Origin of the sequence: uncultured Dialister sp. (genome assembly GCF_900541605.1) — a bacterium.
Lineage (GTDB): Bacteria > Bacillota > Negativicutes > Veillonellales > Dialisteraceae > Dialister.
In genome coordinates this window covers 1-15,740 of the sequence record NZ_UQKJ01000040.1, presented here as the reverse complement: position 1 = coordinate 15,740, position 15,740 = coordinate 1, and the positions used below count along the sequence as shown (strand labels likewise).

The window sequence follows — 15,740 nt, the reverse complement described above, 5'->3', positions numbered from 1 at the left end:
GTGCATAAAAATCCTTATGAAATCTGACTCTGCGAATTAATCAGCGCTTCCTTAATCAGGGTTCCCACTGGGAATGATGAATCAGTGGTTCGGTGATGGGAGATGCGCTGTGTTCATACCGGGGACTCTCCGGAGAGAAGATCTCCTGGGCCGGGAAGAAGAGGAGGGGAAGGAAGTCGTAGAGGTCCTTTTCCTTCATCTGGAGGTGGTTCTGCTTAGTCAGGGCTCCGGTGTAGTCGCCGTCCGGATGGAGGGCCGGCTTCTTTATAGGGAGCGCAGTGACCTTATAGGCAGCATTGGAATCTTTCTTCCGCAGTACCATCTCCAATGGCTCATCCCCGTAGTCCAGCATGTACTGGGCTTCCAGGTTTTTCCCGTTCTCCAGGTCATAGCCATTAATGGAGAGGAGCCGGTCGCTGTGACCGACGGCAGAAAGCTCCGGATGATTTGCGGTGTCTATGGTATCGATGGTGATGGGGGACTTATTGGGCCCTCCGTTCAGGGTAAGGCCGTAATCGCAGTGGTCCACCAGGTCCCGGTAGGCCTTGGCGGCAGCAAAGATACCTGCATTGATTTCCACATCCTCCGGCTGCCCTGCCCAGCTCAGATCGGCCCAAGTCCCTTTGCCGGGAATTTCTGCGAAATCGACGAGGCAGAACCCCCTCGCCATGGCCTGGTCAGAAATCATGAGGGGAAAATTTTCGGGAAGGCAGTAAAAGACGGGCCCTTTCCGGTAGAGGTGGGGATCCCCCGGCTCTTCGGGCTGGTTCAGGTAATAGGCAATGGCATCCCGCAGCTTCTTTGCAGGGACTTCGGGGTAGAAGATGCTGTACGAGGGACCGTAGGTTGGGTTCGGAGCGGAAGCACTGGAATTCCCTTCGGCTTGGGCTTCTATAAAATCAGCCAGGTCTTTGGCCGGCACCTTCCGGCGGACTGTCTTGTTTCCTTCTTGGTTATCCAACAGGAGGGTCTGTGAATGGCTGTCTTTGTGGGCGAGAATTTCGGCAGGATTGATTTTGAACCAGAAACTCCGCCCATTGCCGGGCACCGGGGTCAGGGGCACCTCGGTTTTATCGAAAAGGAAGGATGCCTTCACCGCGTTTCCTTCATCGGAAATTCGCAGGGTCCAGCCATCGGATACGGCCCCTCTGTCATGGATCACATCGGCATACCCTGCCGCCACTACGCCGCTTCCCACGTAGCGGATGATGGTATGCCGCTTCATGTCCATGGCCTTTCCCTCCTGGATGATGGTCCCTTCCTTTGGGTGGGTATCCCAGGAAATGGCCTTCGCAGGAACAAGGGAACAGGTGGCCAGCAGTGCCGTCAGCAGGATGGGGACAAATTTCTTCATAGGAGGGCTCCTTATATAGGTTACAGGGAATCAGGCTTTCCTTCATCATAACAGAAAACGGACTTCTCTGTATGGTATGATGTAGGAAATATACTGTTCCTAAAGGACTGGAAATGGGGGAATACGATGAAAATCAGCAAAAAGATGTTAACATCCCTTGTCATCACCCTTTTATCGACATCGGTGGCGCTGGCGGAGTCTCCGGACCGGCAGGAGCCTCTGGGCCCTGCCGGCTCTGCCCATCGGCCGGTGCAGGCAAGGCACCGGAAAACGGTAGTACCGTCGTATGGGCAGGACACACTGCAGTCTACGCAGTACGGCATGGTCCGGGGCATCAGGGACGGAGAAGTCCTGGCATGGAATGGAATCCCCTACGGGAGAGCGGAGCGCTGGAAAGCGCCGGAGGATCCTCTTCCCTGGAAGGGAATACGGAATGCAGAAAAGTCGGGCCCCCCTGCCTTCCAGCAGACACCTCTGGGATATACAGGGACCGAAGACCGCCTTACTCTTGACATCTATCGTCCGGACACTGCAGAAACAGACCTTCCCGTATTTTTCTATATCCATGGCGGCAATAACCAGTCCGGTGATTCCAGACAGGTGCGGCTGCAGAAACTGGCGGTGAAAGTCAATGCAGTGGCAGTGAGCATTAATTTCCGACTGGGAGCCTTCGGGTTTAACCCTCTCCCCGCCCTGAAGCACGGAAGCAGCGAAGAAGATTCCGGGAACTATACGATCCTGGATATCCTGCAGGCCCTGGACTGGACGAAGGACAATATCCGGAGCTTCGGCGGGAATCCGGATAACATCACGGCGGCCGGGTTTTCCTCCGGCGGACGGGATGTGATGGCTCTACTTATTTCTCCGGCGGCTAAAGGGCGGTTCCAAAGGGCCATTTCCTTCAGCGGCGGCATGACGACCTCCGATACCGCAGATTCCCAGAAAATTTTTGCCCGCCATCTGGCGCCCTATGTAGTGGCCGATGGGATCTGCTCTTCAAAAAGGGAGGCAGAAGACTGGCTCCTTAAGGATTCGCCAAAGGTGGCTCATTACCTCAGGGGTCTCTCCGCCCCTCGTCTGGCCGGTGCTTTCGGTCATGCCTTCATCCGGATGGAGGCGTTTCCCCATCTTTACAGGGATGGAGTGGTGCTGCCGAAGGAGGGCTTCCGGACTGCATCGTACAACCGGGTGCCGCTTCTCATGTTCACAGGAACCGGTGAATTTTCCCTCTATGCCCGGAGCGACCCCTATTTCAGCAAAGCCGCTGCCGATGGGACTATTTTCATGGATTCCAAGACAAAGGCGGAATTCCTCTTCGCCCGGAACTATGGTAGCCGCATGTATGAGCTGTTCAATGATGAAGATTCGGCGGCCCGAATGAGCTCCCACTACGGCAGGACGCCTGTTTATACCATGGTCATCGGCTATGGGGAAAACCCGGCCATGGTGGGAGAAAAGGAAGCCCTGCTGTCCGGCGCGGTCCATGGAATCTGGATTCCCTTCGTCACCGGCTATGCCGATGCCACGGCGAAAGAATTTCCTCCGGGCTCCTTTGATAATCCCTCTGCTCTTGCACTGGCGGATACCATACAGAGGTACATCGGAAATTTCATGAGAACCGGAAATCCGAATGGAAAGGACCTGCCCCTCTGGAAAAAATGGTCGTCCGCTCCCTATGGGCCCACGGAGCTTGTGGTGGATGCAGACAGGACAGGAGCCCGGTATACTCAGGCCTATGGACACGGAACCTATGAAACCATCCTGAAGGCTATGAAAGCAGACCGGACCCTGGACGCCAAAGAAAAAGAATACCTCATCCGCCACGTCCTGAATGGCCGCTGGTTCAGCGAGCCGTTGGAAAAGCAGCGGAGCCGCGAGGATGGTAGAAGATAGATATGGAGTAGTGAGTTAGTGAATTGGTGAGATAGTGGGACAGGGGACCGGTTGGAGGACTTGAGGGAGCCTGGGATGCGTGGAAGGCTTGCATCCGACTGGCTGGTTATTCCCATTAGAAGTCAGATGGTCAGACCACCAGACGTCAGATGGAACTGCAGGGGTGATTATCGTAATAGCCATATGCCGAATGTGAGATAACCGCTAACCATGCAGGCCCCCTGAATAAGGGCCGCGCCAAAGGTACAGGTGCATGCGGCGATGCCACAGAACCTCAAATCTCAACTCTGCTTTTGGGGAGAAATCTTTCTTGCGTTCGGGAATACAGAGAAAAGCAGCTAAGGTGACTGAAGTGACTAAAGGGGCTGAGGGGTGGTTAAAAATCAAGGATAAGGAATGGATGTGGCGGCGCACAAACTGTAAAGCGCCGCCTTTTGATTAACTATTCGACCCCGTCATTTCGACCGGTGGTTAGCGTCGTGATGAGACAGCATAAAAGAATCGCTACAGCTTCGATGAGTGGAGAAATCTTTCCTGCGTTCGGGAATACAGGGCTTTTTAATCGTGCTTAGCGCTGTAAGACCGCCAGAGGCATCTATCTGAGAGATCTCGACTCCATCTCACATTCTATTTTTACGTATTACATCATTGCGGCGCTTCCCTGGACCTCAATTCTCTTTCCTCAAATCTCAATTCTGCTTTTTACAACGCTTTCATGAGCCCCGACAGGCCTTCTTTCTTATAGATTTCCTTGTAGGGCTCCGATTCCTGTCGGATGAGGCTGTCCAGTTCCTGCATGCCCAGGAGTTCCACCGGCGCTTTGTCATCGGTCAGAATGCGGCCACCGGGGCGGTAGATGGCGGCAGTGCCTGCAATCCGGGCAAGGAGGCTGTGGAGCTGGGGGTCTTTCACGGCACTGAGATTTCCGGACAGAGTCTCTTTCATCCCCTTGTCTCCTGCAAAAAGCTCCCGGTTCGTATTGCCCGGGACATCGATGGTCATGACCTCCGGGAATACGGAGGCCGTGGTATCGGAGAGCCAGTCCGCAATGCCCCCTTCCCGGGTGCCGTGCATGTTCAGGTTCACCACCATCACACCGCCAGGCTTCAGGCGGTCTTTCACGGTTTGGAAGAATTCCACTGACGACATCTGGAAGGGGATGGTAATGTCCTGGTAGGCGTCAACCATGATGACATCATATTTCCTGTCTGTTTCATTGAGATAGGCCCTTCCGTCATATTCGGTGACCGGTACTTCCGGAGGAAGCTGGAAATACTCATGGGCCAGGTCCGTAATCTTCCGGTCGATTTCCACGCCCTCCACCTTTGTTTCCGGCAGGTACCGCAGGAGCTGCCGGGCGTAGGTGCCGGACCCCATCCCCAGGATCAGCACATCCTGGGGCTTTTCTTTCTCTGTTCCCGTAAGAAATGGCGCCGCCAAAGCGTAATCGTAGTACATGCCGGTCAACTGATCCGTCTTTTCCAGCACCGACTGGACACCGAAGAGAACATTGGTGGAAAGGATGGTGCGGCTTGGGCTGTCCTGGACCCGGAGATAGTTGTATACTGACTCCCCTTCATAGAGGAGGCCCTCTTTGGATTCCCAAAAGGCGAAGTCCGTCTTGTACCCGAGGGGACAGGCCATGAGGAAAACGATGGCCGGAAGGCCGAGGCAGCGAAGGACCTTTCCCGTTCCGAGGCTGATGAAATAGATGGCGGACAAGAGGAGGAGGATCCCTGAGAAGGCCAGAAAAGTCACGTTCGTCCCCACCGCCGGAATGGTCACAAAGGTGGGGAGGAAGGTGCCGATAATGCTGCCGATGGTATTCATGGCGCCCAGGGTGCCTACGATTTTCCCGTTATCCGAGAGGGAGTCCATGGTGTACTTGGCCAGGGATGGAGTCACGGTGCCCAGAAGAAACAGGGGGAATACAAAGAGGAGAAGGCACGTGGCAAAGGCGGCAATGATGAGGTAGTCTGCATTCACAGAAAAAATAATGGCCGCGGAAATACCGACAATGGCGTATTTTCCCAGAAAGGGGATGAGGCAGAGCCAGATGGCGGCAATGAGAATCCGCCAGTAGAGCCTGTCGGGATTTGGATTCCTGTCCGCCGCCCATCCCCCGTAAACGTTGCCTCCGGCCATGGCAATCATGATCATACCGATGATGATGGTCCACACAATCTGGGACGAGGAAAAATAGGGGGAAATGAGACGCTGGGCGCCAATTTCCACGGCCATCACCGCCATGCCTGCAAAAAATTCGGTGAGATACAGGTACAGCCGGCTCTGCAGGATCCGCCGGCTGGCTGGGGCAGTGGATGTATGGCTGTTTGCGATGTTCAAGATAAGACCTCCTATGGGGTAAAGGGCTGCGGCTTTCAGCCGGGGCTCTGCTTGACGGCAAGGCTATGTCCTGACGACCAGCGCTTCCCTTATTCTGCGGCTTTGCCGCGCCTTCTCTAAAGGGCTCTATGCTTATATAAATCTATCATCTGGGGGCTGTTATTTTGTGTGTAGCTTCCGTCTCTTCAGTCACCGTTTTATTGGCCATGACGAAGTCACTGTCCCCGCAGCAGGCGGAGTCCTTTCTATTACACCACTTTTCTGCATTGTATCATAGAACAGTGGGGAACGGCTTTTTTACTATAAAATGTAAAAAAATTGAGGCCCCACGGTTTTGCCGGTGGGACCTCAATTCTCAACTCTATTTCTTTACAGCGCACTGAACATGGGGATAAAATCCATGCACAGGGTGCAGACGATGGTGACTACGATGACGGTGATAATGGAAAGGCGGACGCCATAGCTGATCTGGGCGCCGGCAGAGAGGCCGTAGCCGATAGGAATGGCTCGGGTGGATACCGGCAGGATGTAGGCGCAGTTGGCAGCAGCAATGGTTCCGAGAATATAGGGAATCGGGTTCAGTCCCAGGGACTGGGCGATGCCGGTGACCACGGGGATGGAAATGGAAGCGGAGGCGGTGTTGCTGGAAAGTTCGGACAGGAATACCGCAAAGACACAGCCGATGGCCATGACGGCGATACCGGGGGTCAGGTTCAGGGATGCGATGATGGCGGACAGAGTCTCAATGGCACCGGTCTCGATGACCATGCGTCCCAGGGCGAGGCCGCTGGCAAAGAGGGCAATCATGCCCCACATGACGTGGCTTTCCGCATATTTCCAGGTGAGCATGGGGTTATGGTTTTCATCTTTCAGGAAGAACATGAGCATCCCCATGAAAAGGAATACGTAGGCCGGTTTCATGGCCGGCAGGAGCGCTGCAAAGAGAGGACGGACGAAGGCGAGGATGGTGGCCGCCGCAAAGACAACGAGGCCGATTTTTTCTCCCCGTTTCATGGGGCCGAAGGCTTTGTACATGTCCTGGAAGTAGCCCTTTGTGCCGGGCAGTGTTTTTACGGGGGTGTGCATGCAGAAAAGGAAGAGCAGGTTCACGATGGAAACGATGGCCAGAATCGGCAGGAACCGGATGACCCAGTCCAGGTACATGAATTCGTGGCCCGTGAGCTGTTCGATGTAGGAAATGGCTACCAGGTTTGCCGACGAACCGATGGGGGAGCCGAATCCACCGATGCCGCTGCCCCAGCCGATGGCCAGGAGAATGGGGATGGCGGTCTTACTGGTGCTGATATCCTTTTCTCCCACGAAGTGGAGCATGGCCACGGCAATGGGGCAGAAGATGGCTGCCACCACCACGTTCGGCAGGAATATGGACAGCACCGTGGAAGCCATGAACCATACAAAAATCTGGTTTTTCATGGAAGTGCCGATGGAGCAGAGGGCCCGCACGGAAATCCGCTTATCCAGGCCCGTGGTGGTCCAGGTGAGACAGATGAGATCGGAGCCCAGAAGGAGGACGGCGATTTCAGAAAAATACTGGCTGATCACATGGTTCATGGGGATCAGGTTAAAAAGGGAATTGACAATAATGGGGATAAAGGCGGTGACATAAATAGATACGGGTCGGAATATCCACCACAGGGCCATCCAGAGGGCCGTGGCCAGGGCCAGGGCGGCGGTCAGGGAGAATGTACCTGACAGGAGCCAGGCGGCTATGCCAAAGGCCACGGGGCCGCTTAGAAGTTCCACATTCTGTTTCATACAACCACACTTCTTTCCGGAAAATTTTCAGGAAGCCCATCGCTAAGGGGGAATCCGGGGCTTCCCGGAAAGGAAATAAAAAAAGGGAAAGCTTTTTTGATTCCCTTTTACGGCACCTTTATTATAAACCCTTGCCCATTCATTGAAAAACCGTCATTTCTTGTATATAATACAGGAAAATTACTGTATCAGTGATTGACCGCGAGTCCATTTGTGTGAATGATTCTATTCGCTCCATACATGCCCCTTTGGAGAGGTCAGACGGCAGACCGTCAGATATCGGAGAGAATCGGTCACTTCAGCCGCCGAGTCACTTTTCTCTGTATTCCTGAATGCAGGAAAGATCTTTCCACTCATCGCAGCTGCAGCGATTCTTAGCGACAGAGCTATCCGGTATGCTTTCGCCGATCGAAATGATGCGGTCGGGAAATCGAAGAAGCGGCGCTATACAATTTGTGCGCCGCACATCTACTCCTAATTCCTAACTTATTTCTGATTCATTTTCTACCCTTTTCTCGTGGGGCTTATATCAGCACACAGGAGGTCCTATGAATTTCTTATCCATGAAATATTTCCTCACCCTGGCGGAAGAGAAGAATTTCACCCGGGCAGCGGAGAAACTCCATATTACCCAGCAGACCCTGTCCGCCCATATCGGGGGATTGGAAAAAGAGGTGGGAACGAAGCTTTTCGTCCGCCATGTGCCGCTGGAACTTACGGACAGCGGAGCGGTTTTCCTCCGGTATGCCCGGATTTTCTCACGGAATGAACTGGCCCTGAAACGGGAGCTGTCCGACGTATCAGGGCAGTATAAAGGCATTCTCCGCATCGGTATTGCTCCCTGCCGGGGCCGGGTGGAACTGCCAGAGGTTATCGCTTCCTTCCGGGAGACCTATCCCCATGTGAGTATCCGGCTTCATGAGATGGCGAACGAGGATATCTGGAATGCCCTGAAGCGCGACGAAATCGATGTGGCCATGGCCCGGGTACTGGGGGAGCTGCCGGGCATCGCCCACCGTCCCTGGATGGAAGAGGAAATCGTCCTTCTGGTTTCAAAGGATCTGGCAAAGGGCCTTTGGGGAGAAGAGACAGGGCGGATTTTCATGCCTGAAGGACAGCGGAAGCGGGGGCTCTCCCTCCGCTTTGCGGACTGCCCCTTCCTCCTGAACAGTGAAGAGGATATTGCCGGGGCCCTGGCAAGGAAGCTGTTCCGGGATGCCGGCTTTTCTCCCTGGATTGCCGTGGAGTCGGAAAATATGGAGACCCTGCTGGATCTGTGCCTTATGGGAAAAGGCGCCTATTTCTGCCCGAAGAACCTGGTGAAAGCCCTCCTTACGCCGGAAAACAGGGAGAAGCTCTATGTACTGGAATTTCAGGACGGGAAATATGGCCTGTCCTTCGGTTACCTGAAAAACAGCCACCGCTGGAAAATCATCGAGAAATGGATGGATGCGGTCCTGCATGACCATGAATAAAATTTCGGCGCCGTCATCTCTATCCGGCAGCCGACAGCTGCTCTTCTGCAGCCTTAAAACTTGCGCAATAAAAACCCACCTCCGCGGAAACGGAGGTGGGTTTCTGTATTACAGGTCCAGGTTTGTGACTTCTTTGGCATGTTCTTCGATGAATTTGCGCCGTGGTTCTACTTTATCGCCCATGAGGATGGTGAAAAGACGATCTGCCTCGATGGCATCTGTGAGTTCTACTTTCAGCATAACCCGCTGTTCCGGGTTCATGGTGGTATCCCACAGCTGTTCCGGGTCCATTTCGCCGAGCCCTTTGTAGCGCTGGATGACGCAGCCGTCACGGCCGATTTCATCGAGCAAACGGTTCTGCTCATCGTCGTCGTAGGTGTAGTATTTCTGGCGGCCCTTACGAATCTGGTAAAGCGGAGGCTGGGCAATGTACACATGGCCTTCGGTGATAAGGGGCTTCATGTAGCGGTAGAAGAAAGTCAGGAGCAGGGTGCGGATATGGGCACCATCCACATCGGCATCGGTCATGATGATGATCTTGTAGTACCGGAGCTTCGTGATATCGAAGTCTTCGCCGACGCCGGTGCCGAAGGCGGTAATCATGGTGCGGATGGCATCGGAATTCAGCACCCGGTCCAGCCGCGCTTTTTCTACGTTCAGAATTTTGCCGCGAAGGGGCAGGATGGCCTGGTAGCGGCGGTCACGGCCGGACTTGGCGGAGCCGCCGGCGGAGTCCCCTTCGACGATGTAAATCTCTGTCAGCTTTGGATCTCGTTCTGTGCAGTCTGCCAGCTTTCCGGGGAGACTGGAAACTTCCAGCGCGTTTTTCCGGCGGGTCAGTTCCCTGGCTCTCCGGGCAGCTTCCCGGGCCCGGCTGGCGGTGATGCCTTTTTCTACGATGGCCCGGGCTTCCTGGGGATGCTCTTCCAGGTAGGTCTTCAGGCCTTCTGATACGATGGAGTCAACGATGCTCTTGACTTCCAGGTTGCCCAGCTTTGTCTTTGTCTGTCCTTCAAACTGGGGATTCGGTACTTTGACGGAAATGACACAGGTGAGACCTTCCCGTACATCATCGCCGGAAAGGTTGTCTTCATTCTGCTTCAGAATGCCGTTCTTCCGGGCGTAGTCGTTGAGCACCCGGGTGAGGGCGGTACGGAAGCCGGCCAGGTGCATGCCCCCTTCTACGGTATTAATATCGTTGACGAAGGTGTACATGTTTTCGCTGTAGCCCATCTGGTACTGCATGGCGATGTCCACGATGACCCGGTCTTTTTCCCCTTCAAAGGAAATAACCGACGGGTCTACCAGGTCTTTTCCTTCATTCAGGAACTGAACGAATTCCGTGATGCCGCCGGCATAATGGAAAACGTCCTGGTGGGTGGCACCGTCCCGGTTATCGGTGAGGGTAATGGTGAGGCCCTTATTCAGGAAAGCCAGTTCCCGCATGCGGATTTTCAGCGTTTCGTAGTCGAAGTCAATGCCTTCTTTGAAAATTTCGATATCCGGCTTGAAGGTGACGGAGGTACCGGTTTCGTCGGTTTCCCCGTAGGTTCTCATGTGCTCTGTCACGTCGCCCCGGGACAGTTTCATTTCATGGAAGTGGCCTTCTCTCTTGACGGTGACCGTCATCCATTCAGACAGGGCGTTGACTACGGAAATACCTACACCGTGGAGGCCGCCGGAAATGGGGTAGCCGTCGCCGCCGAATTTGCCGCCGGCGTGGAGGACAGTCAGGACCACTTCCATGGCCGGTTTTCCGGTTTCATGCATGCCTGTGGGGATACCACGGCCGTTATCGGTGACCGTGCAGCTGCCGTCATCATTCAAGGTCACTTCGATGTGGGTGCAGTAGCCGGCCAGGGCTTCATCGATACTGTTGTCCACCACTTCATAGACCAGGTGGTGGAGCCCCCGGGCGGAAGTGGAGCCGATATACATGCCCGGGCGGAGCCTGACGGCTTCCAGCCCTTCCAGTACTCGTATATCCTTGGCGCCATAGTCGCTCTTGCCATTTTCTTCTGCATGGTGGGCCTGGATTTCATGAATTTCTTCAGACATAGATTGCTCCTCGACAAAAAAATACAGTGTCCATATGCATGAACTACTGTCGTTTCTATATATATACAATATTTATATGCATTCTCTGTTATTATACCATATTTAGGGGACCTCTGCATGGGATGGATACGGGGCCGGGAGAAGGAGGGGGAACGCAAATAATCAGGAGTGAGGAATCAGGAATGATGGAGGCGGCCCACAGCTTATATAGCGCTGCCGGTTTTATATATCCCTGTCCCCGAGCATGCAGACCTCTGGAGATAAAGGTCCTATGCAGAACCTCCAGGTTTTGATGCGTCGGGCTGCCATTCCTCATTCCGAATCTTTTCGTGCACTGCCCCCTTTGGGTGTAGCCTGTTCCCCTTGAGCTGCCCGCTGTCAGGCTGTTTCGGTCGGCTCTATCTGAAGGCCACTGCCCTTTTATTCTAAATATGATAAAATGAAAAGAAAATGTGTTTTTTACCAAAGGAAGCATGATGAAGAAATTTCTTTTTCTGTTACTGATATTGGGGGCAGCGGTGTACTGGGGCATCTCCCAGGGAGATGAGCTTTCCCGGAATGCGGTGAAGTCCCACACATCATCTGCGGTGGTGGCACAGAAAGACAGCCGCCCCGCTGAAGATACGGGCGTACTGGCCACTATAAAGGGGACGGTCTCTTCCCTGGCATCCGGTATTTCCTCATCCGGTACCAAAGAAAGCAATAGCGGAAATCCCGGGAAAGAGCTGCCGGCAAGTCCAAAATCTACCAAAGCGGAAGCACAGACGTTACAGGAGAAGTGGAATGATGTGGCCCACTTCAAGCCGGCCCTGGAAAGCCGGGTCCATAGAGAGAAATTTGTCCCCTACGACAAGATTCCGGACCTTTTGAAGAAAGGAATCATTGCTACGGAAGACCGGCGGTATTACGAACATGGGGCCATCGACCTCATCGGTGTGGGCCGGGCGGCATTCACAAACTACATGGCCGGAGAAACGGTGGAGGGCGGCAGTACCATTGCCCAGCAGACCGTGAAGAATATCTTCCTTTCCAATGAACGGACCATGACGAGGAAGGTGGAAGAACTGGCACTGGCGGTGCAGCTGGAGCATAATTATTCCAAGGACCAGATTCTGGAACTCTATCTCAATACCATTTATTTCGGCCACGGCGCCTATGGTGTCGGCGAGGCCAGCCGTACTTACTTCGGCAAAGAACCGAAGGACCTGGACCTGTCCCAGTGTGCCATGCTGGCAGGTCTGCCACAGGCACCATCGGCCTATGATCCCATCGCCCATCCCCAGGAGGGGGCTAAGCGGATGACCACGGTCCTGGCCCTCATGGCCCAGGAAGGATATATTACGCCGGAACAGGCGGCCACGGCTGCACTTCACCTGTGGCTGAAGTAGGGAATATGATCTGTCCGTGGCGGTTCGTATCGGTATCAGGGCTGCGGTCTTTCCAATGGCCCCGGTGGTGAGTATAATATAGGAATATGTAACAGCTGGTTTTGGGCATTTTCCATGCAGGATGCCCGTATCGTTTTATGACAGGGAGTTTCTTATGGATTCTATGGCTTTTATTGTAATTGCCGTCATTGTGACGACTATCGGATTCCTCATCGGGTATCAGATGATCCGCATGCAGAAAAATGTGGCCCGCATTGTGGACCAGATTATTGACCACCATAAAGGGGACCGCAGTTTCCGGGATAAGGAGTTCCTCAATTATTTCCGGGCTAACGGAAATATCTGGCTCTCCGCTATGGATGACAAGTTCCGGAAAATGCTGAATATGCAGAAATACACAGCCATGGCGGCCATTGTGGTGGCGGTGGTGATTATCGCTCTTTCCATTGTGGAGCAGGTATATCCCCTGGCGGCATATCCGGTGATTCTTATCGTTTTCCTTGGAAAAAACCTCATGGAATTTAAGAGCGTTGCCGGCGACGACAAAACGAACAGCAAAAATGCGGTGGAATATTACCGTAAGGCCTTCCCCAATGACAGCATGGCAAAGAACAGCGGCGAAGGGAAAACGGCGGATAAGCTGGCGGGTTGGTTCATGATTGCCAAGAGGACCGCTATCCGCACCGGCAAACTGGGTACAGGGAAAGCTTCCGCTTCTTCGGAAGAAGCGCCCCGCCCGTCCCGGGTTATCCGGCGGGGAAGTCCCGGCAGGACGGCCATGAGAAGAAGAGGTCGGAGATAATTAAAAGAGCTTTGGAAATGATACATTTTCAAAGCTCTTTTTTATGGACGAAATGAAAGGAAATACATGTACAATCGGACTTTGCGGATTAACCGGCACTTTCTCAGCGCTGCCGGTCAAATTTCCTCCTTACGTGGTCCCGGGGAACCTGTTCTTCCCCCATCCGCTTCAGCATTTCCGCATTTTTGGAAGCCGTGAGGATATAGAGGAAATCCTCTGCCCGCAGTTTGATATCGGGATCCGGTATCATGCTTTCGCCCCGGCGCTTCAGATCGATGACCACGGTCTGCTTCATGGGAGGCAGTTCGGAAATCTTCCGGCCCTCCAGGATGGAGCCGCTTCCCACGGGCACTTCGATGATGTTTCTTTCCTCTTCACAGGATTTATCGGGCTTTGTGGCCAGCGATTTTTCAAGGAGCGCATCATAAATGGGTTCACCCTTCAGAAGCTCCGCTGTAATGTAAGCCACCGCCGATCCAAGGGCCAGGGCCATGAGGTGGCCGAAGTCACCGGTCATCTCCAGAATGAGCAGTGTGCCGGTGATGGGGGAACGGACGCTGGCGGCAAAGAGGGACACCATGCCTATGATGATGATATTGGGCGTAAAGACTTCATTAATAAGATCCAGGGAAACCAGTACGTTTGCTTCTACAGAACCCAGGAGGGCACCGGTTACGAGGAGGGGCAGGAAGAAGCCGCCCGGTACACCGCATCCGTAACTGATGAGGGTAAAGATGTACTTTGCTCCCAGGAGGACAAGAAGGAACCACAGACTGTAGTGGTTAGCAGCCAGCTGGTCCACCAGCTTATTGCCTCCGCCCAGGACCTGGGGAAGGATGAATCCCAAGGCGCCGGATACCAGAAGGGCGAAGAGAATTTTATAGTACTGGTTTTTGAAAATCTTCAGGTTATAGAAGGCGCCGATATGGAGCAGCCCATAGTTGAAGATGATGCCTGCTATTCCCGCGGAGATGGCAATGAGTACTACCAGTCCCAGGTGTTCCGTGGGCATGGGAACCAGGTTGATGAAATGGAAGCTGGTGCTGTTGCCGAAGAAGAACCGGGTCACAATGGTGGCCGTAATGGCGCTGGTCATGGTGGGCAGAAGAACGGCGCCGGAAAAGTTCCGGTGAAGTTCTTCCAAAGCAAACATCATGCCCGCCAGGGGTGCATTGAAAGCAGCCGCCAGACCGGCACTGGCGCCGCTGGTGATAAGGTACCGCTCTTCCATCCTCGTCCGCCCCAGAAAACGGGACAGCCCCTGGGCTGCCACGGCACCGATCTGTATGGATGGCCCTTCCCTGCCCAGGGACAGGCCTGCGCCGATACCCAGAGCACCGGCCAGGATTTTCACCCACAGGATGCGGAACCATTTCATTTTGTACAGGCCGAGAATGACGCCCTTCACCTGGGGAATGCCGGAGCCCGATGCCATGGGGGCATACCGGCACATGGCATACATGACGGCGGCCGTTACGGCCAGTGCCAGGATCCACCCCGCCAGGGGCAGGATATTTTTCCCTTCCAGTGCTGGAATGAGGAAAGCATTATACACAAAAATACGGATCTCCTCCGCTTTTCCCAAAAGAAAGCGGAAGAGACTGATGGCAAGGCCGCCCAATATGCCTGCAAAGATCCCTTCTATGAACAGGCGGAGCCGGAATTTGTGCCAGTTGTCCAAAGCCACGTAGGTCCGAAACAGCTGCCGGTTAAATGACTGGGACGAGGGGTTTTCTTCTTTCATAGAAACCTCCTTTTTCCGGCGGTATAACAATTGGATTTCATTGTTTGTAATGGCTGTCTCCGGTTACAGGTCCACCTGATACGTCAGGACAGCATCAATAGCGGAAACCGCATTTTCCCAGGTGGTGATGGTATCTTTCATTTCATGCTCATAGAATTCATCATCAATATATTTCAGGTTGATTTTTACATTAATAATGGATGCATGGATGCAGGCGATGGCACTCTGGGCAGCCATGATGGAATCGCTCAGGGCATTTTTATTTCCCTTGAGGAGCAGGTTCGTGAAACTGGGGAGCAGGTCGCTCATGGTCTGAGCCATCTGCTGGGGCGCTTCTATGGCTTTCTTGAAAGCTTCTACCTGCTTTAACTGCCGCTCTTCCAGGGGGAGGCTGCGGATGGCCCGAAGCGTATCCATGAGTTCCAGAAAGTTCTGGGCATCTTCATCCATGAGATCCAGGAAGATGGAACGGGCCATATTGAAGAGGCCGGCATATTCATTGGCTTTATCATGAAATTCGGCATAGGCCTTGTTGGATGCCGTCAGGTGGCACACCATTTCAGCCAGGGCACAGGCCTGGGCTCCCAGTAGGCCGGCGGCAGCGCCGCCGCCGGGGGCAGGTGTACGGCTCCCTAAATCATCCAGAAATTCATCAATCGTTCTTTGGCGGAAAGCTTTCTTTTCCATACAAATCACCTCAGTAGTATAGGATTCCATTCGTGCCGGTGGGGCATATCATGGTTTTGATTAATATTATACCCTAGTAAAGCGGGAAGTGTCATGGAAAATTGGAATATTTCAGTTTGTCGAGCTGTTGGGCGGCGCTGATGGATAGAGTCATTCGTGCGGGGGCTTCTAGCTGTTAGCTCCTAGCTGCTAGGAAGGCTCAACAGCCTACGGCACG

Annotated in this window: 10 protein-coding genes; 4 read left to right on the top strand and 6 right to left on the bottom strand. The window is 53.8% G+C overall.

The window, feature by feature from the left end:
• Nucleotides 1-55: 55 nt before the first annotated feature.
• A complete protein-coding gene (locus QZR21_RS04290; RefSeq protein WP_296097958.1) occupies nucleotides 56-1,354 on the bottom strand; it encodes a hypothetical protein in 1,299 nt (432 codons plus the stop codon).
• Nucleotides 1,355-1,480: 126 nt separating this feature from the next.
• Between QZR21_RS04290 and QZR21_RS04285 the strand changes: the two genes are divergently transcribed.
• A complete protein-coding gene (locus tag QZR21_RS04285) occupies nucleotides 1,481-3,247 on the top strand; it encodes a carboxylesterase family protein (protein WP_296973941.1) in 1,767 nt (588 codons plus the stop codon).
• A 702-nt stretch (nucleotides 3,248-3,949) separates the two neighbouring features.
• On the opposite strand, the gene QZR21_RS04280 is transcribed toward QZR21_RS04285, so the two are convergent.
• The gene (locus QZR21_RS04280; RefSeq protein ID WP_296097954.1) at nucleotides 3,950-5,593 is read right to left on the bottom strand and encodes a spermidine synthase; all 1,644 of its coding nucleotides are present in this window, start codon (nucleotides 5,591-5,593) and stop codon (nucleotides 3,950-3,952) included.
• A 369-nt stretch (nucleotides 5,594-5,962) separates the two neighbouring features.
• Nucleotides 5,963-7,369, bottom strand: coding sequence for an SLC13 family permease (locus QZR21_RS04275; RefSeq protein WP_296097951.1), 1,407 nt, complete (start codon nucleotides 7,367-7,369; stop codon nucleotides 5,963-5,965).
• 548 nt (nucleotides 7,370-7,917) lie between these two features.
• Here QZR21_RS04275 and QZR21_RS04270 point away from each other — a divergent pair.
• Nucleotides 7,918-8,844 (top strand): LysR family transcriptional regulator, encoded by a 927-nt coding sequence (locus QZR21_RS04270; protein ID WP_296097948.1) that lies wholly within the window; start codon nucleotides 7,918-7,920, stop codon nucleotides 8,842-8,844.
• Between the two features lie 108 nt (nucleotides 8,845-8,952).
• Here the strand turns inward: QZR21_RS04270 and gyrB are convergent, their stop codons facing one another.
• The gene (gyrB, locus tag QZR21_RS04265; RefSeq protein WP_296097946.1) at nucleotides 8,953-10,902 is read right to left on the bottom strand and encodes a DNA topoisomerase (ATP-hydrolyzing) subunit B; all 1,950 of its coding nucleotides are present in this window, start codon (nucleotides 10,900-10,902) and stop codon (nucleotides 8,953-8,955) included.
• 473 nt (nucleotides 10,903-11,375) lie between these two features.
• Here gyrB and QZR21_RS04260 point away from each other — a divergent pair, with 473 nt between their 5' ends.
• Together QZR21_RS04260 and QZR21_RS04255 are read left to right on the top strand one after the other, a co-directional pair.
• Nucleotides 11,376-12,290 (top strand): transglycosylase domain-containing protein, encoded by a 915-nt coding sequence (locus tag QZR21_RS04260; RefSeq protein ID WP_296973936.1) that lies wholly within the window; start codon nucleotides 11,376-11,378, stop codon nucleotides 12,288-12,290.
• Nucleotides 12,291-12,444: 154 nt separating this feature from the next.
• Nucleotides 12,445-13,092 carry a hypothetical protein gene (locus tag QZR21_RS04255; protein ID WP_296097943.1) on the top strand — a complete coding sequence of 216 codons (648 nt, stop codon included), beginning with the start codon at nucleotides 12,445-12,447 and terminating at the stop codon, nucleotides 13,090-13,092.
• Between the two features lie 103 nt (nucleotides 13,093-13,195).
• Here the strand turns inward: QZR21_RS04255 and QZR21_RS04250 are convergent, their stop codons facing one another.
• Both QZR21_RS04250 and QZR21_RS04245 read right to left on the bottom strand, forming a co-directional pair.
• Nucleotides 13,196-14,836 (bottom strand): ClC family H(+)/Cl(-) exchange transporter, encoded by a 1,641-nt coding sequence (locus tag QZR21_RS04250; RefSeq protein WP_296973933.1) that lies wholly within the window; start codon nucleotides 14,834-14,836, stop codon nucleotides 13,196-13,198.
• A gap of 63 nt (nucleotides 14,837-14,899) precedes the next feature.
• Nucleotides 14,900-15,523: a cyclodeaminase/cyclohydrolase family protein gene (locus QZR21_RS04245; RefSeq protein ID WP_296097940.1), complete on the bottom strand. Its 624-nt coding sequence runs from the start codon at nucleotides 15,521-15,523 to the stop codon at nucleotides 14,900-14,902.
• Nucleotides 15,524-15,740 lie beyond the last annotated feature (217 nt).